The sequence below is a fragment of the Sphingomonas phyllosphaerae genome, from assembly GCF_029623345.1.
In the GTDB taxonomy this organism is placed as follows: Bacteria; Pseudomonadota; Alphaproteobacteria; order Sphingomonadales; family Sphingomonadaceae; genus Sphingomonas; species Sphingomonas phyllosphaerae_C.
In genome coordinates, this window is the sequence record NZ_JAPYKH010000002.1 from 235,890 (window position 1) to 256,643 (window position 20,754).

General features: G+C 70.1%; 13 protein-coding genes and 1 pseudogene. 6 read left to right on the forward strand and 8 right to left on the reverse strand.

The features are described from left to right. Positions 1-274 precede the first annotated feature (274 nt). From QBJ89_RS02970 to QBJ89_RS02980, 3 genes and pseudogenes are all read left to right on the forward strand, one after another. A pseudogene (locus QBJ89_RS02970) lies at positions 275-478 on the forward strand (cytochrome C oxidase subunit II); the annotation flags it as partial. Beyond that, a complete protein-coding gene (locus QBJ89_RS02975) occupies positions 476-808 on the forward strand; it encodes a c-type cytochrome (protein WP_277979174.1) in 333 nt (110 codons plus the stop codon). The pseudogene QBJ89_RS02970 and the gene QBJ89_RS02975, both read left to right, overlap by 3 nt. 101 nt (positions 809-909) lie before the next feature. Then, entirely contained in the window at positions 910-4,548 is a 3,639-nt protein-coding gene (locus tag QBJ89_RS02980; protein ID WP_277979055.1) for a tetratricopeptide repeat protein, read from the forward strand. Positions 4,549-4,694: 146 nt separating this feature from the next. On the opposite strand, the gene QBJ89_RS02985 is transcribed toward QBJ89_RS02980, so the two are convergent. The 3 genes from QBJ89_RS02985 to QBJ89_RS02995 form a co-directional block, all read right to left on the reverse strand. After that, positions 4,695-5,795 carry a Gfo/Idh/MocA family protein gene (locus tag QBJ89_RS02985; RefSeq protein WP_277979056.1) on the reverse strand — a complete coding sequence of 367 codons (1,101 nt, stop codon included), beginning with the start codon at positions 5,793-5,795 and terminating at the stop codon, positions 4,695-4,697. A gap of 156 nt (positions 5,796-5,951) precedes the next feature. Next, a complete protein-coding gene (locus tag QBJ89_RS02990; protein WP_277979057.1) occupies positions 5,952-6,977 on the reverse strand; it encodes a c-type cytochrome in 1,026 nt (341 codons plus the stop codon). 135 nt (positions 6,978-7,112) lie between these two features. After that, positions 7,113-8,897 (reverse strand): DUF4231 domain-containing protein, encoded by a 1,785-nt coding sequence (locus tag QBJ89_RS02995; RefSeq protein ID WP_277979058.1) that lies wholly within the window; start codon positions 8,895-8,897, stop codon positions 7,113-7,115. Between the two features lie 236 nt (positions 8,898-9,133). Here QBJ89_RS02995 and QBJ89_RS03000 point away from each other — a divergent pair, with 236 nt between their 5' ends. From QBJ89_RS03000 to QBJ89_RS03010, 3 genes are all read left to right on the forward strand, one after another. Continuing rightward, the gene (locus tag QBJ89_RS03000) at positions 9,134-10,972 is read left to right on the forward strand and encodes a toll/interleukin-1 receptor domain-containing protein (RefSeq protein WP_277979059.1); all 1,839 of its coding nucleotides are present in this window, start codon (positions 9,134-9,136) and stop codon (positions 10,970-10,972) included. 82 nt (positions 10,973-11,054) lie between these two features. Further along, positions 11,055-12,092: a PEP-CTERM sorting domain-containing protein gene (locus QBJ89_RS03005; protein ID WP_277979060.1), complete on the forward strand. Its 1,038-nt coding sequence runs from the start codon at positions 11,055-11,057 to the stop codon at positions 12,090-12,092. A 351-nt stretch (positions 12,093-12,443) separates the two neighbouring features. After that, positions 12,444-13,475 carry a cupin-like domain-containing protein gene (locus QBJ89_RS03010; RefSeq protein WP_277979061.1) on the forward strand — a complete coding sequence of 344 codons (1,032 nt, stop codon included), beginning with the start codon at positions 12,444-12,446 and terminating at the stop codon, positions 13,473-13,475. Between the two features lie 36 nt (positions 13,476-13,511). Here QBJ89_RS03010 and QBJ89_RS03015 read toward each other — a convergent pair whose 3' ends face one another. The 5 genes from QBJ89_RS03015 to QBJ89_RS03035 are packed head-to-tail and all read right to left on the reverse strand — an operon-like array spanning position 13,512 to position 20,632. Beyond that, on the reverse strand, positions 13,512-14,516 hold the full coding sequence (locus tag QBJ89_RS03015) for a cupin-like domain-containing protein (RefSeq protein WP_277979062.1): 1,005 nt from the start codon (positions 14,514-14,516) through the stop codon (positions 13,512-13,514). Then, positions 14,513-16,039 (reverse strand): tryptophan halogenase family protein, encoded by a 1,527-nt coding sequence (locus QBJ89_RS03020; protein WP_277979063.1) that lies wholly within the window; start codon positions 16,037-16,039, stop codon positions 14,513-14,515. The genes QBJ89_RS03015 and QBJ89_RS03020 overlap by 4 nt, the downstream gene beginning before the upstream one ends. Beyond that, positions 16,036-17,637 (reverse strand): tryptophan halogenase family protein, encoded by a 1,602-nt coding sequence (locus QBJ89_RS03025; protein ID WP_277979064.1) that lies wholly within the window; start codon positions 17,635-17,637, stop codon positions 16,036-16,038. The genes QBJ89_RS03020 and QBJ89_RS03025 overlap by 4 nt, the downstream gene beginning before the upstream one ends. Next, the gene (locus tag QBJ89_RS03030) at positions 17,634-19,121 is read right to left on the reverse strand and encodes a tryptophan 7-halogenase (RefSeq protein WP_277979065.1); all 1,488 of its coding nucleotides are present in this window, start codon (positions 19,119-19,121) and stop codon (positions 17,634-17,636) included. The genes QBJ89_RS03025 and QBJ89_RS03030 overlap by 4 nt, the downstream gene beginning before the upstream one ends. Beyond that, positions 19,118-20,632 (reverse strand): tryptophan halogenase family protein, encoded by a 1,515-nt coding sequence (locus tag QBJ89_RS03035; protein WP_277979066.1) that lies wholly within the window; start codon positions 20,630-20,632, stop codon positions 19,118-19,120. The genes QBJ89_RS03030 and QBJ89_RS03035 overlap by 4 nt, the downstream gene beginning before the upstream one ends. Positions 20,633-20,754: the final 122 nt, after the last annotated feature.

Here is a 20,754-nt window from a genome sequence, read left to right on the forward strand (position 1 = left end):
CTCGCCGCTGGTGTCAGCTGCGTTCGAGACGATGACCGTGCGCGGAGGCGGCGGCGGTCGGCGCCGTCGACTCACGCCTGGACCGCTCGCTGCCCGTGGTCGCCGGCGCCATCGTCCTGGCGCTCACCGCGCTGATCACAGGCAGCTTCTTCGCGGATCGCGCGCTGTTCGCGACGCGCGACGCGCGGCGCTCGAGGTGCGCGTCTCCGGTCACCAATGGTGGTGGCGGATCCAGTAGCGCGACTCCGCTGGCGGCGGTTGGGTCGAGACCGCCAACGAGCTCCACCTGCCGCAGGGGGACACGGTGCGGCTGGTGCTGAACTCGGCGGACGTGATCCACAGCTTCTGGGTGCCCAACGTGGCGGGCAAGCTCGACATGATCCCGGGGCGCACCAACCTCCTCGACGTCACCGCGCGCCGCCCCGGCTGGTACCGCGGCCGATGCGCCGAGTTTCGCGGCACGCAGCACGCGCACATGGCGTTCGACGTGAAGGTGGAAACGCCCGCCGCGTTCCGCGCATGGCTCGCCGCGCAGGTGGCGCCCGCCGCGACCGTGGGCGCACGGGGGGCGGCGGTCTTCCAGGCGACCTGCGCTGCCTGCCACGCGATCCGCGGCGCGGGCGCGGCCGGACGCGCCGGGCCCGATCTCACCCATGTCGCAGCGCGGCGCTCGCTCGCCGCCGGGACGCTGACGATGACGCGCGAGCTCGTCTTGGTCGGTGCGCACCAGCGTCCTTCTGGTGAGAGGCTAGGTGTCAAAACGTCGCGAGCTGCAGACAACGTATTCCCGCATTTGACGAGGGGCTGAATCCGCGTCGGCAAGTGTCCCCATCCCGCGTTGCTTCGTCATTTTCTTCCGTAACGATCACGCTATGGTGTGCTTACAGGGGTGGGGGGATTATGAGAATCGTGGTGACGGCGCTAATGGCGTCGAGCGTTGTGGCGGGCGTGGCGCATGCCGCCGACAAGCCGGCGATCGGCCCCGCGCCGTCATGGGTGGTGCCAGTAGCGATCCCCTCGGATGCGGGCGCCACTGCCGACGCACCGGTCAGCGTGTTGCTGTCGGACCAGCAGGTCAAGCTGGAGCGCGGACGGCAGGTCGTGTATGTCGAGATGGCGCTGCGCATCCAGACACCTGAGGGATTGAGCGCGGGCAACATTTCTTATCCCTGGCGCCCGGACGTCGACGAACTCACGGTCCATAAGCTGCACATCCGGCGCGGCGACAAGGTAATCGACGTGCTGGCCTCCGGCCAGACCTTCACCGTGGTACGGCGCGAGCAAAATCTGGAAAGCGCGATGCTGGATGGCGTGCTGACCGCCAATATCCAGCCCGAGGGCCTGCAGGTCGGCGATATCCTCGACTTCGCGGCATCAGTGTCGTCGAACGATCCGACGTTGAAGGGGCATGTCGAGCAATTCGGGGCGGGCGGTTTCAACGGCGTGCCGATCAAGCGGGCGCACCTGCGCGTCCAATGGCCGGCGGCGTTGCCGGTACGGATGCGGCAGACCGCCGCGCTGCCTCCAACCAAGCTCAAGGTCAGCGGCGGCACAACCGCCTTCGAAACGACGCTGGCCGATGTCGCGCTGTCGTCACCGCCGAAAGGTGCGCCGACACGCTATCGCCTCGGGCGGTTGGTGGAATTCACCGATTTCGCTTCCTGGGCCGATCTCGGCGCATTGATGGCACCTCTGTACGCGCAGGCGGCGACAATCGCAGCGCAGGGGCCGCTGCGCAGCGAGTTCGATCGCATCGCGTCCATGTCCAGTGACCCCAAGGTGCGCGCGCAGGCGGCGCTGGCGCTGGTGCAGGATCGCATCCGCTACGTGGCGTTGACGATGGGGGCGGGCGGATACGTGCCCGCCGATGCGGAAACGACCTGGGCACGGCGCTACGGCGATTGCAAGGCCAAGACCGCGCTGCTGCTCGGGCTGTTGCACGGGCTGGGGATCGAGGCAGTGCCGGTGGTCGTCAACAGTATGGCCGGCGACGGGATCGATGCCCGCTTGCCGATGGCGGGACTGTTCGATCATGTGCTGGTGCGGGCGACGATCGCCGGTCGCGTCTACTGGCTGGACGGAACCCGGACGCGCGACACCGATCTCGACCGGATCAGCGTGCCCGACGTCGGTTGGGGGCTGCCGCTGGTCGAGCGAGGCGCGGCGCTGGTGCGGATGCTACCGGCCGTTCCACCGCAGCCGATGCGCGACACCACGATCCGCATCGATGCCAGCGCCGGCATCTCCGCGCCCGCGCCGACGACGGTGGAGACAGTGTTGCGCGGTGATGAGGCGATCGGCACCGGCATCGCGCTGGCGAGTCTCGGCGGCGAGGCCCGCGATCGCGCGCTGAAGGAATATTGGAAGGGGCAATATGACTTCATCGAGGTGGCGACGACCGCCGCCACCTTCGATGCGACGACCGGCGAGGAGCGGTTGTCGATGACCGGTAAGGCCACGTTGGACTGGTCAAACGGCAATTATCAGACCGATGGCACCAGCGTCGGCTATCGCGCCGACTTCAGCCGCGACCCTGGCCGGGACCAGGATGCACCGTTCGCCGTAGCCTTTCCTTGGTACATCCGCACGCGCGAGACGATCGTATTGCCCAAGGGGGCTGGTACGTTCCGGCTCGGCGCTGGAATCGAGGTCAACGAGGTCGCGGGCGGGATCGACTATCGCCGCCACGCGAGCATCGCCGACAACATCTTCTCGGTCGAGAAGACGGAGCGTAGCGTGACGACCGAATTCCCCGCCGCCGACGCAGCGAAGGAACAGGCCGCACTTCGAGCGCTCGCCGATCGGAGCGCGACGTTGCGGACGCCGGTGAACTATAGCTACACCGGTAAAGATACCGAGGCTTTGCGGGCGACGGTGCCGACCACGTCGGCCGGTTACGTGAGCCGTGCAAAGGCGTTCATCGATCGTGATCTGCGCGCCGACGCGCTGCGGGATTATGACAAAGCGATCGCGCTGGACCCGGACAATGTCTACGCCTGGGCGAACCGCGGCATGACGCGCGTGCAGGTCGGCGATCTGGCCGGGGCGAAGGCCGATCTTGCCAAGGCGGACTCGATCGATCCCGATTTCATCTTGACCGCCATCGCGCGCGGGATGCTCGCTCGGCGCGAGCGACGCTGGGGCGATGCGGTGAAGGCCTACACGCGCGCGCTCGCGCTGGAACCAGACAATGGCTTTGCCGCCGAGCAGCGCGCCACGAGCTATGCCATGATGGGCGATCAGCAGAGCGCGCTGACGGCATTGACCGAGTGGGTGACGCGCAAGCCCGACGATGCGACACGCTACGTTACGCGCGGCAATGCGTACATGAACGCCGCACGCTATGACGAGGCGATCGCGGACTTCGACCGCGCGCAAAAGCTGGAGCCCGACAACGTCTGGGCCGTGGCGAATCGTGGCATGGCGCGCCTGTGGAAAAGTGACGCGGCCGGCGCGACGAAGGATCTCGACGCCGCGGCGGTGATCGATCCGCGCAACGTGGTGGTGTTGCGTGCCCGCGGGCTGCTGACCTTACAGAAAGGCGATGCGCAGGCGGCGGTGGATGCCTTCACGCAAGCGCTCGCCGTCGAACCCGACAATGCGTTCGCGCTTGGTCACCGCGCCGAGGCGCAGCACGCACTGAGGCATGAAGATGCGGCGTTGCAGGACGCGGCGGCGGCGATCCGGCAATCGCCGATCTGGACCGATATGTACCTGTTGCGCGCTAATATTCTGCGCGGACAGGGCAAATTCGACGCCGCTCTCGCGGAGGCAGCGGCGTTGACCGCGGCCAATCCGAACGACGCCTACGCGCAGGTCGTGGCCGCTCGACTGCTGGACGCCGCACATCGGCTGGAGGAAGCGCGCGCAGCGTACGACCGCGCGCTGGCGATCAAGCCCGAAGCCTATATCTATTACAACCGAAGCCTGTCGCATCCGAAAGCCGACATCGCGGCGCGACGGGCCGACCTCGACGCCGCGCTGAAGCTGGACCCGACGCTGGTCGTGGCGCTGGCCGGCAAGGCGCAATTGCTCGCTGACGGCGGCGACCTGCCGGGAGCGATCGCGCAATATACGGCCGCGCTGGCGACGGTTCCGGAGGATGACGGCCTACTGACGGCGCGGGGGATCGCTTATGCGCGCGCGGGAGATCGGGTGCGCGCGGACGCCGACTTCGCGCGCGCGCGCGAAAAGGCGGCGCAACCGATGCAATTGAACAACATGTGCTGGGCCAAGGCGACGGCGGGCGTGGCGCTGGAGTCCGCGTTGCAGGATTGCGATGCGGCGTTGGCAAAGTTGCCCGACGCGCCTGCGATCTTGGACAGTCGCGGCTTTGTGCTGTTGCGGCTGGGACGGGCGGACGAGGCGATCGCGGTGTATGACCGCGTGCTGGCCGAGGTACCCACGATGGCCGTCTCACGCTATGCGCGTGCGCTGGCTTGGGCGCGAAAGGGCGACACGACGAAAGCGGCCGCCGATGCGGCAGCGGCGGAGAAGGCGGATCCCGACGTACGCGCGCGATATGCGGAGTACGGCATGCAGCTGTGAGTCCGACGAGCGTCGCTCGCATTGTCCCGTGTACAGCGCAGTGTCGCCGTGCGACAGCAGTGGCGTGAGATGAGCCGGTGGCGGAGCCTCGCACGCGGATGCTGGCGGTCTCGATCACCGCACGTCGGTCTTTACCTCCGCTTCCTTCAGTCTTGATCCAAAACTATCGTTCGTCCCGTCGCGGCGGAGCGGCGTGCGGCATCAAGGATGCGCGCCACAGTCAGCGCATTATCGAGCGAGGACGGATCCGCGTCGGCCACTTTGGCGCGCCCGCGGACGACCGCGGCGAGAAAGGCGAAAGGGTCGGCGAACGGGGGTGAAGGCGACTCGAGCGCACGATCCGCCGCCTCGCCGCGGCGCCGCAGCAGCAGCGTCTTCCCGTCGGGCGTCGACAGCACGCCGGTCTCGCCGAACAGCTGGATGTCCTTGCGATGGTCGGGCCAGTTCCACGACGCCTGCAGGACAGCCGTGGCAGCGGGATAGGCCAGCACGATCGTCGCCTCATCGTCGACCCGCGCGTAGACCGGATCGCGCTTGAGCCGCTGCGTCACCGCGGTGACGCTGATCGGCGCCTTGCCCTGCATCAGCCAGGTCATCAGGTTGGCGCCATAGCAGCCGAAATCGACGATCGCGCCGCCGCCGTTGGCGCTCGGGTCGACCAACCAGGAAAGGAACTCGGGCTGTACGCCAATCTCCTTCGGGCCATAGTGACCGTCGCGGAACACCACCTTGCGGATCGCACCGACGGCGCCCGCGGCGAGCGCTCGACCCAGCCCGGTTCGGCTCGGATACCAGCTGGTCTCATAGTTGGTGAGCAGCTGGATGTTGTGCCGCCGCGCCAAGCTTGCCATGGCGCCGGCCTCTGCCGCGTCGAAGCTCAGCGGCTTCTCGACCATAACGTGGATACGGCGCGGTGCGGCCGCCTCGACGACGGCGCGGTGCTCCGCCACCGATCCGAAGGCCAGCACCGCCTCGGGTCGCACCTGATCCAGCATCGGCGCGAGCCGGTCGTGCACGAGTGCGGGGTCGAGGTGGTAATCGCGGACGTAGCGCGCGGCGACGGCGCGATCGGGCTCGTAGATGCCGACGATTTCGACGTCGCCGATCGCGCGACGACCGAGAAGTCCGCCGACATGGCCGTGGGTGAGGCGGGCGATCGCCACGCGCACCGGTCGATCGGCCCGCTGCGGCGCGGTCGCCGCCGTCGCGGCGAACATGATCATCAGAAAAGCGATCAGCCGGTACATGTCACCTCCAGCGGACCGCGCGAGTCCGGCTCCATCTCTGGTCCGACGCACGGCGGGGGCGAAGCTCAGCGCCAGACCGCCATCGTGCCGCCTCCAAGCCGCTGCAACGCCCCATTTCTGCGGCGCGCCAACGAGGGCGGCGCGGGATCGACCACGTCAAGGGTCGAGCGACGCCAGATAGGCCGTGAGGTTCACGATGTCCGCATCGGTGAGCCGCGCGACCACCGGCTTCATTGCCACCGCATTCTTGCCATTGCGCGTGCCGCTTTTGAAATCATACAGCTGGCGCGCCATGGCGGTCGGGGATCGACCGGCGATACCAGGGAATTCGGCGCCCGATCCCCTCATGTCGTCACCATGGCATGAGGCGCACGGCAGTGTTCTGCCCCCTCCGCCGCTCGTCGCCAGTGCCCTGCCCTTCTCGATGCTGCCCGCTGGTACATAGGCGATGAAGCCGGACGACGGATCGCGCAGCGAGGTACGCTCGAAGCTCTGCGGCACTTCGATGATCCGGGTTCCGAGCGGCTCCGTCGCGCCGCTCGGATCGACCTTCTGGATCGCGTGCGCCGCAGGATGGGTGACCGGCACGATATCGCCCTCGATCAGGCGGAGCCTCTTCACGGGCTTGATGGAGTGGAAATACTCGGAGGCTTGCCGCGCATCGTCGAGGGGCAGTGCTTTCGCGATCCCCACCATCTTGGCGAGCGGCGCACCGTTGATCGATGCGTGCCGATGGTCGTCCCTCATATCGGCGAGCTGTTGCAGCATGTAGTCGACGGGCAGACCGCGAAGGTCGCTCGTGTCCGGCTTGCCCCCGCCATCGATGAGGTGACATTGACCGCAGGCATTGTAAGCGCCCTCTCTTCCGCTGATCACCGGCGGTGGCGGCGTCGGATGGCGCTCCGGGAACCAATCGATCGTCGCCCGCTGCCCGTTGATCTGGGTGAAGGTGAAGGCCTGCTTGCTCCCGGGAACGTGGAACACCTTGCCCTCTTCCTTCTCGTCGTCCGGAATGCCGCGTGGATACGGCCATGCGGGGAAGTCCGTTCGTGCCAGCGCCGGCGGGGGATCGAACGACGCTTTCTCGGCGGCGAACGCCTGATAGGCGCGGCAGGCGACGAAGCCGGAGGCGAGGGCCGCCACCACCGCGCCGTTCAGCAGAGCGGATCTGAACGAGAACATGGTGTGTCGCCTTCGCTGTGTGCGCGCCCGTCGAGCGCTGGCGCAGTGGATTTGCGCCCCGAACCCGCAGACTAGCGCTCTCTTCCAAGCGCGCCTAGCCCGCCGCGTCCGCGCCGCGCCAATCCGCCGGCCCGCTCAAGGAAGTTCCAGCTGGCGGCGCTCATAGGCCTGGCGCCAGTCGCTGAGGTCGGCCAGCATCGTCGCGGCGGCGCCCTCGACCAAGTCGACGACGCGCGGCAGATCGTCGCCGTTGGTCTCCAGCGCGTCGACGTAGCGCGCCAGATCGGCCGCGGTCGCGCTGGACCGTGCCGCGCTGGCGCCGAAATCGCCTTGCACGCGGATGCCGAAGATCGCCGCACCCAACGCCGGCAGTCCGGCCGAGAGCGCGACGAACACACCAGCGTTGGCGCGCACCCACTCGTGCGCCGCGACATAGCCGACCAGGAACACCAGGCAGCTCAACAGCGAGGCGAGGAACAGCCACATACCGATCCGGTGCAGCCGATGGTCGAGCAGGTGAAGCTGGTGCGCCGCGCTGCGATGGTAGGCGAGCTGCGGGCCCAGCTCCTCCTCGGCGATGAAGGCGGCCACCGCGCGCCGGTCGCTGAGGCAGCCACTGGCGCAGCCGCTCGCGCGCCACACCGCGGCGGCGTACCAGTCGAGCCAGCGCGGCTCGCGCGCCGCGCCGGGGCGCACCGCAGGGCGGCCGACGCCGAGCAGCTTGAGGCTGCGCATCGGCCGCAGCCGTTCGGCAAGCTGGCGATAGTCGAGCCAGCGTCGATGCCACTCGCGCGCGACGCCGACGCGCGTGTTGAGCACGAACCCCGCCACCGCGGCGAGCTCGCACAGCGCCAGCCAGAACTTGAGCTCCTTGAACAATAATCCCGAGAGCGCCAGCAGCACCGCCGCGGCGCCGAGCAGGAAGTTCAGCACGTGCCCGCTGCGATAGCTCTGCGCGAAATGCTGCGCGAGCCGGTCGCTCCAGCCATAGGCCGCCTCGATCGCGTCGAGCCGCGGCCGCACGCCATGCCCGCCGCCGTGGCAGAAGGCGCGGAAGCGTTCCCACTCGCGCCGTGTGTCGGCATCATAGGGCCCGCTGCGGAAAGCGGCGCGGCGCAGGCGCTTGATGCCGAGCACCGCGAGGAGCGCCGGATATTCGACGCGCGCGCGCACGCGCAGCTCGGTCTCGCCGAGGAAACGGTCGAGGCAGGCGCGCTCGATCGCGGCGGCGGGTGGCGCGAGCAGTTGTGCCACCAGAGCGTCCGCCGCGGCGGCGTCGAAGGCGCGTGCCGGCACCTGCTCGAACGACTCCGGGTTGGCGAGCGGGTCATAGCCGGCCCAGCGGATCACCGTCGCGGCGCTATCGAGCGGCACGTGGATCACCGGCAGCCCCTGGCGCAGCGCGCGCGCGACGATGTCGGCGGTTCCGCCGATGCCGCGCCCGGGCGCGCCGTCCCACAACGCCACCAGCACGTCGCTGTGCGCCAGCACCGCGCGCCCCGCCAGCGCGTAGCTCGCGGGCCGCCCCGCGGGCAACGCGGGCAGCTCGAGCGCGCAGCCGGCACGATCGAGCAGCACGTCGAACGCGGCGTCGCTCGCGGCGTCGGTAAAGTCGGCGCGATAGTCGTCGCGCGGTAGCGGCAGCATCGCCTCGATCCGAAAGCCCGCGACGAGCGCGAGCTCGGCGGCGAGCTGGTCGGTGCCCTCCGCGAGCGGGGTGACGAAGCGCAGCGAGGGCGGCGCGTCGGCGAAATAGCGCGCCTCGGCAGCATGGACCCGCGCCGCTGCGTCGGCCAGCGCCGCCAGCACCTCACGCAGCCGCGGCGCGGCGCGCGCCGCTGCGGCGGCGTCCAACAGCGGCGGGCGGTGCCCGGTGATCCCGACCGCCAGCCCGAAGCCGGGGCGCGGCGGGTGACTCACGACTGAACCTCGCCGACCGGCATCTGATCTCGGCCCCCCGACCGCGCGTCTTCCACCCCCTGCTACGAGGCTTCGGGGCGTTGGAGCAAGCGCCTTGCGCTAATCTCCGTTAACCATTGCATTGCCAGCCTCCGCGCGCTCTGCCACGCTTGCCCATGGGGGAGAGAACCGGGCGGCGGGCGCGGCGGCACCGGGCATCCTTCATCATTCGATCCAGCTGCGGCGTAGGGGGGCCGATGCGTCAATACGCCGCGTTCATCAGCTACAGCCACGCCGATACCGCGGCGGTGCGCTGGCTGCATCAACGGATCGAGACCTATCGCCTGCCGCGCGCGCTGGTCGGCACCGACTCGGCGTTCGGCCCGGTGCCGCGACGGCTGCCGCCGGTGTTCCGCGATCGCGACGAGCTGCCCGCCAGCGGCGACCTCGGCCAGGAGCTACGCGCCGCGCTCGCCGCCGCGCGCTGCCTGATCGTGGTGTGCAGCCCGCACGCGGCGCGGTCGCGCTGGGTCAACGAGGAAGTGCTCAGCTTCAAGCGACTCCACGGGGAGGGGCGCGTGCTCGCGCTGATCGTCGCGGGCGAGCCCGGCGATCCGGACAACGAGTGTTTCCCGCCCGCGCTGCGCTGGCGGATCGGCGCCGACGGCGAGCTCAGCGACGTGCCCGCCGAGCCGATCGCGGCCGACGTGCGCCCGGGCAAGGACGGCCGGCGGCTCGCCGCGCTCAAGCTGATCGCCGCGCTGGCCGACGTGCGGCTCGACTCGCTGGTGCGTCGCGACCTCGCGCGGCGGCAACGTCGGCTGATGTGGATCACCGCCGCCGCGGTGGCGGTGGCGCTCGTCACCGTCGGGCTGGCAGTCTATGCGGAGGGCCAGCGCCGCGTCGCCGAACGCCAGCGCCGCCTCGCCGACCGCAGCCTCGAATTCCTCATCGGCACCTTCAACATCGCCAATCCGGCGACCGAGAACCCGCGCACGATCACCGCGCTGACGGTGCTGACGCGCGCCAGCCGCAGCGCGCGCGCCGAGCTGGCCGACGAGCCAGCCGTCGGCGCGCGGTTGCTGCGCGCCACCGGCGAGATCTACGCCAACCTCGGCCTGCCGCGCGAGGCGGAGCGCGACTTGCGCGCGGCGCTGGCGCGGCTGCCGGCGAGCGGCGAGCAGCGCGCCCTCACCGAGCTGCGGCTGGTGCGAGTCGCCTTCGATCGCGGCGACGCCCCTGCCGCCCAACGCGCGATCGCCGCGGCGGCGGCGGCAGTGCCCGCGCGCGCGCGCGACGCTTCCGCGTTAGCCGCATCGCTGGCCGAGGCGCGCGGACAGGCCAACGTGCTGACCGGCGACTATGCCGGCGCGGTACGCGACCTCGCCGATGCGGCGCGGCGGCGCGAAGCGCTCGACGGCGACCAGCGCGAGGCGCTCGGCGGCGTGTGGATGAACGAGGCGATCGCGCTGGTGCGGCTGCACCGCTACGCCGCGGCGGATCCGCTGTTCTCGCGCGCGGTGGCAACCTATGCGGCGAAGTTCGGCGTCGACCATGTGCTTACCGCGCGCGCGCTGCAGAACCGCGCCTTCGCCGATTTCGAGAACGGTCGAGTCACGGTGGCCGAGCGTCGCATGGCGCAGGTGCTACGCATCTACGACCGCGTGCTGGAGCGCGACCATCCCGCGGTAGCAGACGCGCTGGTGTTGATGGGACGCATCCGCATCGCGGAGCGCGACGGTCCGGGCGCAATGGCCGTGCTTGACCGCGCGGCCGCGATCTACACACGTCTCTACGGCCCCACCGCACCATCCGTCGGCGACACGCATTTCTACGCCGCCGAGGCCGAGGCGGCGTCAGGTCATACAGACGCCGCGCTACGCCACGTCGCCGCGACCAGATCGATCTACGACGCGGCCTATGCCGCGACCGATCCCGACCAGGTCGAGGTGCGCCTGCTGCGCGCGCGCGTGCTCGCCGCGGGCGGTCGCGCTGCCTTGGCCACGACGGCCTGCGACGACGCGCTCGCGCTGCAGCGCCGCATCGACCCGGCCGCGGCACCGGCGGCGCGCGCCGGCTGCGAGGCGAGCAAATAAAGTCAAGAAACGGCAAGTTTTTACCTGGCGGTGCCGCGGTGTCTCGCTAGAAATTAACCATCAAACGCGGGGGGATGTCGCGATGAACAGGGGAAGAGCGCTCGCGGTCGCCGCGGCGGCGGGGCTGGCGGCGGCGGCGGTGCCGGCGCAGGCCGCGCTGATCGAGACGGTGACGGTGAGCAACGGCCTCGGCTATGCGTTCGGCCTGGACGGATCATTGCCGGGGCGCAATCCCGGCGGTACGCGCGAGCAAATCTTCACCGGCCAGCGCGCGCCGACCCAGTCCGATCTCGGCGTCGACCTCGTCGGTGAGGCGGGCTCGGGCAGCTTCTTCTTCCTGCATAACGATTATTGCGTCGGCGGCTGCTCGATCGCGTCGAGCACGGTGATCACCTTCAGCGTCACCAATAACGGCCCGAACGCGGTCGACCTGCGCTTCGACTCGCTGATCACGCCGGGGCATCTCGCCATCGTCGACGGCGCGCCGGCGCGCGGCGGCTTCGAATTCAGCGTGACCCAGCGCACGCGCGGGCAGCAGGACAACGTGCTGTACTCGGCGTACGGCAACGCCAGTGACGAGGAACTGAGGGTCGGCGACGACAAGTTCAACAGCGATCCCTTCCTTGGCCAGACCTTCACCGATTTCGGCTATGGTCGCGTGCTCGACTGGAGCACCACGCCGCTCAATCTCGAGCTGGGCACGCTCGCCGCGGGCGCGACCACCGAGGTGGAATATAACGCCTCCTATTTCGTCACCGCCTTCGGCGAGTGCGGCGACATCAACAGCTGCAGCGGCTTGCAGGTCGTCTTCGGCGATCCGCGCCGCAACGGCAGCGTCGCCAGCTTCGCGCGCGGGCTTGCCAGCGACGAGGCGGTGACGCTGATCAACCGCGACTATGACGCGGTGGAGGTGCCCTATGCCTTCAACCTCTCCGGCAGCCCCTTTCCCAAGCTGCCGCCGGCGCAAGGGCCGGTGACCTATGACGGCGGCTACGACCCGCTGAAGCTCGGCGCAGTGCCCGAGCCGGGGACGTGGTTGAGCCTGATCGTGGGTATGGGCCTCGTCGGCATGATGCTGCGCCGGGTGCGTGCAGCCGGTGCGCCGATCGGTCAGTCCTAAGCTGCTTGAACCTCAGCGACGCTTCATGGTCTCTCGATCGGCCAATTCGTCGTGTTCGTCGTCCTGCTCGGCCGGGCAGCTTTGGTCGAGGTTCGACGTACTTGGCGGTCGCTTTTCGCGAAGCCGCCGTCAGCGGAAGGTGCGCGAGGTCTTGTCGGTCCCCGGCAGGACAGCTGTTCGACCTCACCTATGCGCGTGATTGGCCCGCATCCGTGATCGGCCAGAACGTTTTGTCGGCCTGAGCCGATATCGCGCACCTGGTTCCCCTAACTCTTTGCCGATAACTGATTTGGCAGCGCGCTCGCGTGACCTGAGGTCGCTAATCGCGGGGAGCGGGGATAAGGAGTGAACATGGCCAGCGTCGCCGCTCCGATCACGTTCGTCGCCGAGTCGCCAGCGGTCGACGGCGCCACCTTCGCGCGCGAGATCGCGGGAGGCTATGTCCCGATCGTGTTGCGTGGGCAGGTGAGCCAATGGGCCGCAGTGCGCGCCGGTGCGCAGGGAGATCGTGCGATGGCGTCCTATCTCGCGCGCTTCGGCGGCGGGCGCCCGCTCGACGTGATGATCGGCGCGCCCGCGATTGGGGGCCGCTTCTTCTACGATGAGACGCTGAGCGGCTTCAACTTCACGCGCCAGACGGTGACGCTGGGTCAGCTGCTCGGCGAGCTCGTTCGGTTCGCGGAGGAGGGGATAGCGGCGCCCCACGCGCTCTACGCCAATGCGGCCACCGCGCCCGATCATCTGCCCGGCTGGCAGGACGAGAATGCGCTCGAATTGCCCACAGGCGAGGCACCAGCGCGGCTGTGGATCGGCAACGCCACCCAGGTCGCGACCCACTACGACCAGTCGAACAACGTCGCCTGCGTGGTGCACGGCCGGCGGCGGTTCACGCTCTTCCCGCCCGATCAGATCGCAAACCTGTACGTCGGCCCGCTCGATCACACGATGGCGGGGCCGCCGTCGAGCATGGTCGACCCGGACTCGCCCGATCTGGCGCGCTACCCGCGCTTCGCCGAGGCGAGACGTCACGCCCAGGTCGCCGAGCTCGGGCCTGGCGACGCACTCTTCATCCCGGCGATCTGGTGGCATCACGTACGCGCGCTCGACCCGCTGAACGTCCTCGTCAACTACTGGTGGGAGCAGGAAGCGACCGCGTCGCCCTTCGGCGCGCTGGTCCACGCGTTGATGAGCGTGCGCGACCTGCCCCCGGCGCAGAAGGCGGCGTGGCGCGGCTGGTTCGACCATTATGTCTTCGCACCCGACGCGGAGGAGGCCGCGGCGCACCTGCCGCCCGCCGCGCGCGGGATCCTCGGCGCGGGCAGCCCGGCGCGAACCGAGCGGATGCGCGGCTTTCTCATCCGTCTGCTCGGCGGGCGGGTGTGAAAATCCTCCCTGCGAGCGGGGAGGATCGCCAGGAGCCTATCGTCCCAGACTGTCCACCAAGGTCGCGCGGATGCGCGCGACAACGGTCGGGTCGAGCGGGCCGAGCACGCCCTTGACGTCGCCGGGCAGGTGCGCCGCTGGCTCGCCGTCGGGGCGGAAGACGAGATGCTCGAACACCGCGCGATAGGCCGCGCGCTGGTCCGCCGGCAGCGCGGCGATCGCCACCAGCGCGTGGAGCAGCACGTCATAGGGATTGCCCAGCCCCGCCGGCGCCGGGTTCCACCAGTAGTTGACGAAGGCGTTGATCGGCCCGAGCGATGCCACCGCGTGCCACCAGTGGAACGGGATGTAGATGCCGTCGCCCGGTTCCAGCGTGGCGGTCTGCGCCGTCCGCAAGGCGTCGGCGAAGCGTGGAAAGCGGTCGAGGTCGGGCGCGTCGGGGTCGACCAGGCTGACCGGCGTGCCCGCCGGGGTCAGCTCGAGCGGACCCATGTAGAGGTTGGCGATCTGGTCGGGCGGGAACAGGGTGAAGCGCCGCTGGCCCAGCACCACCACACCGATATTCTCCATCAGGTCATAGTGCGTCGCGACGCGGATCGCATTGCCGAGCCACATGCGCGGGATCACGCCCGCGGGGACGAGCGCGCAGGCGTTCGCCTCGGCGAAGCCGGGGAGCAGCTCGGGCAGCGGCACCGACTGGATCGCCATCGCATAGGGTTCGGCATGCGCGCGGTCGCGCAGCAGGCGGTCCAGGAACGGGTCGAGCGGCGTCTGCCCGCGCACGAAGTTGAGCGCCTTGAGATCGGGCGTGTAGAAGAAGCGTCCCGCGATCGACGGCTCGCCCAGGATCGCCGGCACCGGGGCGGGGCGGCTGAAGCGCTTGAGATAGCCCACGCCCGCCTCGGTCGACTCGCCCGCTGCGATCACCGCCGGCCAATCGCGCGCGATGCCGCGCAGCACCACCGGGCGCGCGGCGGGGCGGACCTCCTCCTCGAAGCGGCGGCGGTCGACGCCGGTCAGCTCGGGCAGCGGTGCAGTCACGCCGCCAGTCCCACCAGGTCGCAGCCGAGCCCGCGCAGGTGATCGTCCTGCCGCGGCAGCAGCGCCGCGGTCTCCGCCACGACGCGGCGGATATGGTCCAGCCGCGCCAGCGTCTCGGCGTCGCTCAGCAGGTCCGCCGCGGGATGATAGCCTCCCGCGGCGACCCCCTGGCCGACCATCACCGAAAGCCAGCTCGTCTCGGTGAACAATTCGTCGCCCTCACGGAAGACGCGGCCGTTGGCGGCGAAGATCGCGAGTTTATCGGCGAGCCCGAGCGGCGGCTCGAGCGTGCGGCAATAGTCCCAGAACGGCGAGTCGCGCCGCTCGGTCACCTTATAATGGAGCACGAGGAAATCGCGGATGTCGAGATAGTCGGCGACGTGCGCGGCGTTGAAACGGTCGATCTCGCGCTGGTCGAAGCGGCGTGTCGGCCAATAGGTCAGCAGCCGCGCAATGGCGGACTGGACGAGGTGGATGCTGGTCGACTCGAGCGGCTCGAGGAAGCCGCCCGCCAGCCCGAGCGCGACCGTGTTGCCGACCCAGGCGCGGCGGCGGTGTCCGGCGGTGAAGCGCAGCGGGCGCGGGTCACCCAGCGGCGGGCCGTCGAGATTGGCGAGCAACGTCGCCGCCGCCTCGTCGTCGGAGAGGTGCTGCGAGGCGTAGACATAGCCGTTGCCGATGCGGTGCTGGAGCGGGATGCGCCACTGCCAGCCCGCCGCGCGCGCGGTGGATCGGGTTAACGGCTGGCGATCGCCGCCGTTGGCGCAGGGGACCGCGACTGCGCGGTCGCACGGCAGCCAGTGGCTCCAATCTTCGAAGCCGGCGCCGAGCGTCTCCTCGATCAACAATCCGCGGAACCCCGAACAGTCGAGGAACAGGTCGCCCTCCACGCGCGTGCCCGTTTCGAGCACGACCGCGGCGACATGGCCGCTCTCGCCGTCCCGCTCGACGTCGACGATCCGCCCCTCGATGCGGCGCGCGCCGTTCGCCTCGGCCAACCGGCGCAGGAAGCGTGCGTACAGGCCGGCGTCGAACTGGAAGGCATAGCCCAGCTTGGAGAGCGGCGAGCCGGGCTGATCGGGGCGCGGGTGCGCGAAGCGTCCCTGCAGCCCCGCCACCACCGCGAGCGAGTAAGCGTCGAGCGGAGTGTCGTCGCCCAGCTCGCGGCCCTTGAGCCAGTAATGGTGAAATTCGATCCCCTTCATGTCGAGCCCGTAGAAGCCGAAGGGGTGGACGTAGCGATGGCCCGGCCGGAGCCAGTCGACGAACTCGATCCCGAGTTTGTAGGTGGCACGGGTCTCGCGCAGGAACTCGCCCTCGTCGATGCCGAGCATCTTGTTGAACAGCACGATCTGCGGGATCGTCGCCTCGCCGACGCCGACGGTACCGATCGCCTCGGACTCGACCAGCTCGATCGACAGGCCCGGGATCTCGCCGAGCACGCGCGCGATCGCGGCGGCCGCCATCCATCCCGCGGTGCCGCCGCCGACGATCACGACGCGGCGGATCGAATCCGCCCTCACAGCGGGTCGGCCGAGAAGTTGAACGGCGTCTCGGAGGCGAAGGAGAAGGTCGGCCCCGGGTCGGGCGCCGCGGGCGAGGGCGGCGCGGCCGGCGCCGCGCCGGCGCCGATATGGCGGAGGAAGTCGCCGTGGCGCGGCAGTTTGTCCGCCACCGCGAGATAGTCGCGTCGCATCTGCTCGATTGCCTCGGCGACGCGATCCGCGTCGAGCGCGTCGACCGCGGGCTCGTGCTCGTCGGGCACGACATGCTGGCCGAGGCAGACCGCGACCCAGCTGGTGGTGGCGAACAGCTCGCGGCCCTCGCGGAAGACGCGGCCCTTGGCGCGGAACAGATCGATCTTGCGCTGGAGGCTGGCGGGCACGTCCATCGTGCGGCAGCGCTCCCAGAAGGGCGTGTCGTCGCGCCATGTTGCCTTATAGTGGAGAATGACGAAGTCGCGCACGTCCTCGTACAGCTCGTGCATCTGCGCGTTATATTCGTCGCGCTCGATGGCGGCGAAGCGACGGTCGGGGAACAAAGCGATCAGCTTGGCGATGCCCGACTGGACGAGATGGATCGAGGTCGACTCGAGCGGCTCGACGAAGCCCGAGGCGAGTCCCAGTGCGACCACGTTGCGGTTCCACGCCAAGGTGCGCCGGCCGGTGGTGAAGGCGAGGTGGCGCGGCTGGGCGAGCGGCGTGCCTTCCAGATGGCCGAGCAGTTCCCGCTCGGCTGACTCGCGCGTCTGATGGTCGCTGCAATAGACCAAGCCGTTGCCGATCCGCTCCTGTAACGGAATGCGCCATTGCCAGCCGGCACCGCGCGCGGTGGCGCGGGTATAAGGGTCGGGGTCGCCGGCGAGCGCGCTGGGCACCGCCACCGCGCGGTCGCACGGCAGCCAGCGGCGCCAGTCCTCGTAGCCGGTGGCGAGCGTCTCCTCGATCAGCAGCCCGCGAAAGCCCGAACAGTCGACGAACAGCTCACCCGCGATGACCTGGCCGTCCTCCAGCCGCAGCGCGGTGACGTAGCCGTCCTCGGGACGCTGCGCGACCGCGGCCACCTTGCCCTCGACGCGACGCACGCCATTGCGCTCGGCATAGCCGCGCAGGAAGTCGGCGTAGCGCGCGGCGTCGAAGTGGTAGGCGTAGAGCAGCTCCTTCACCGCCGACTGCGCATGGGGCGAGGGCGGCGCGAACTTGCCCGCCTGCGCCGCGACCGCGCTCATCGACCAGGCCGAGATGTCCTGCATGACGCGGCGCTGGCGCTCGCGCAGGTAGAGCTGGTGAAAGTGGACGCCGCCGAGATCGTGGCCGTGCGCGCCGAACGGGTGGAAGTAGCGCTCGCCCAGCCCGCCCCAGTCGACGAACTCGATGCCCAGCTTGAAGGTGCCGCCGGTGGCGCGGATGAATTCCTGCTCGTCGATGCCGAGCATGCGATTGAAGGTGAGCAGCGGCGGGATCGTCGCCTCGCCGACGCCGACGGTGCCGATCTCCTCCGACTCGACCAACGTGATCCGGGTCACGCCGTTGTTGAGGAAGCGCGACAGCGCCGCCGCGGCCATCCAGCCGGCGGTGCCCCCGCCCAGGATGACGACATGGCGGATGGTATGGTCGTTCATCGGGCGAGCTGTCCCCGTGCGGTGGCGAGATAATCGTCGGCGGTAGGGCAGCGCGCCACCGCCTGCGCGATCGCGGCGCGATAGGCCGCCATGGCGCGGTCGCTGTCGGCCGCGGCGGTGACGTCGATCAGCGGGTCGACGCGTCGCGGCAGGACGCCCTGGCCGAGCAGCAGCGCGAGCCAGTCGTCACGCGCGAACGTCTCCTCCTCGAAGAAGGGGAGGCGGCCGCGCTCAACGAACAGCCGCAGCGTGCGGTCGAGGCTTTCGGGCAGCGTGGCGGGCGGCTGCCAGAAGGCGCCCGGCCGTCGCGCGGTGGCATAGTGGCACAGCACGAAATCGCGCACGCGCGCCACCTCGGCGCTCGCCTGGCGATTGTAGTCGGCGAGCTCGAGCGGGTGGCAGGCGCGCCCGGGCAGCATCGCGACGATCCGGTCGATCGCGCTCTGCGCGAGGTGGAGGTTGGTGAAGTCGAGCGGCTCGATCACCGTCGCGGCGTCCCCCACCGCGACGCAGTTGCGCGCCCAGGGTGCCGGTCGCGTGCCCTGGCGGAACGACACCGGCGCGGCGATGGTGGAGGCGCCTGCCGCGGCGAGCGCCTCGGTGGCCGCCGCGTCGTCCAGCGCGGCGGCGGCGTAGCAGAAGCCGTGCAGCGTCCGGCCCGGTGCCGCGCTGCGCCAGCGCCAGCCGCCGTCCGTCGCGGTGACCCGATCGAGCGGCGAGAGCGGCTCGGGCGCGCCCTCGCCGGTGACGAGCCGGTCGCAGCGCAGCCACGCCGACCAGTCCTCGCGCTCCTGGTCGATCGTGCCGCGAACCGTGGCGGCGGGGCCGGTTGCGTCGACGTAGAGGTCGGCCTCGAGCGTCGCGCCGTCGTCGAGCACGAGCCGGTCGACGAAGCCGTCGTCGCCGCGCAGCCGCACCGCGGCCACCGTCCCCTGGCGCACGACCACGCCGAGGTGGCGTGCAAAGGCGGCGAGCATGGCGCGATAGCGTTCGACGTCGAGCAGCAGGCCGGGCTGGACGTCGCCGAGCAGCGGGTCCGCCGCGCCCGTCGCGATCCGGCCAGCGCGCGCCAGCGCCGCTGCGGCGGCGTGCGAGTCGAACGGCGCGGCGGCGCCCGCGTGCGCGGCGCGGACCCAGTGATGGTGGAACGAGGCGGTGCCGAACGGCCGGCCGTAGCCGCCGTAGGCGTGGACATAGGGCGGCAGGCCCTCGACCCAGCCCTCGAACAGGGTGCCGAGCCGCCACGCGCCGCCCGCGCGCACCACCGCATCCTCCTCGCGCAGGCCGAGGTCGTCGTGGAAGCCGATTGTCGAGGGCAAGGTGTGCGGCAGGCGATCGGCAAGCGCGTCGGGGGCGGGCGCGGTGGCCAGGATGGTCACCTCCAGCCCCGGCACGCGCCGTCGCAGCGCCACCGCGGCGGACCAGCCGACGATGCCGCCGCCCACGACCGCGACGCTGCGGATCGGTGCGTCGAGCATCGTCATGCCGCCGCCGGCATCGGGCAATAGCCCGCGAGGAAGTCGCGATGGTCCGCCATGCCGCCGACCGCTACCTCGATCTCGCCGCGCAGTCGCTCCATGCCCGCGGCGAGGCTGTCGATCGTCGGCACGTCGGCGCGCGGGTCGTGACCCTCGGGCAGGACGCGCTGGCCGAGATAGACCGACACCCAGCTGGCATCGAGGAAGGCGCCCTCGCGATACTTCACCACGCGGCCACGGCGGCGGAACAGCGTCATTTTCTCCGCGAGGCTGGCCGGGATCTCCATGGTGCGAACATAGTCCCAGAAGGGTGAATCGGCGCGCTGGGTCGCGTGATAGTGCAGGATCAGGAAGTCGCGGACTCGGTCATATTCCATGTTGACGAGGCGATTGAACTCGTCGCGATCGGCCGCGGCGATGCGGCGCTCGGGGAACAGTTCGACCAAGGCGGTGATCGCCTGCTGGACGAGATACAGGCTGGTCGACTCGAGCGGCTCGAGGAACCCCGAGGCGAGCCCGATCGCGACGACATTGTTGACCCAGCTGCGCGCGCGCCGTCCCGCCTTGAAACGCAGAAGGCGCGGCTCGGCGAGCGGCGTACCCTCCACTGCGGCCACCAGCGCGTCCGCGGCGGCGCCCTCGTCGAGGAAGTCGCTGGCGAAGACATAGCCGTTGCCGGTGCGGTGTTGCAGCGGGATGCGCCAGCGCCAGCCCGAGGGCATGGCGATCGCGCTGGTATAGGGCGTCACCGCCGTGGCGGTGCGGCACGGCATCGCCACCGCACGGTCGGCGGGGAGCCAGCGCGACCAATCGTCGAACGGTTCGCCCATCGCCTTGCCGATCAACAGCGCGACAAAGCCCGAGCAGTCGACGAACAGGTCGCCCTCGATGCGGCGGCCGTCCTCCAGCACGACGGCGGTGACGTCGCCGCTGAGCGGGTCGCGCGCGACGTCGACGATCCGGCCCTCGGTGCGGCGTGCGCCCAGGCCTTCGGAGAGCCGGCGCAGATAGGGGGCGAAGGCGACCGCGTCGAACTGATAGGCGTAGCCGAAGGTGGAGGCGATCTGGCGCGGGTCGGTCGCGGGCGCGCCGAAGCGATTCGCGCGCGCGACTGAACAGGCCATCGAGAAGGCTTCGATCGGCGGCAGTGCGGCGCCAGCTTGGAGCAGCCGCGCGTAATAATGGTGGAACTGCACCTCGCCGGTGCCGCGGCCGAACGTGCCGAACGGGTGAATGTAGCTGTCGCCGACCCGCGCCCAATCGCGGAACTCGATGCCGAGCTTGAAGGTGGCGCGGGTCGCCGCCATGAACTCGGCCTCGGCAATGCCCAGCCGCTCGTTGAAGGCGCGGATGTGCGGCAGCGTCGCCTCGCCGACGCCGATGATCCCGATCGCCTCCGATTCGACCAGGTCGACCGTGCAGCGCGCCGGCAGCAGCTTGGCCAGCGCAGCCGCGGTCATCCAGCCGGAGGTCCCCCCGCCGATCACCACCACGCGCTGTCGCTCCGCCCGTTCCATCCGTCTCCGACTCCTGTCGCGAACGTCCGTACCGGCGCCGCGATCGGTCCCGTCATAGCGCAAGCAGCGGCGGCGGGAATGCCGGAAAGCCACCCCGAATAAGGAAAAATGATAGCGCAAAC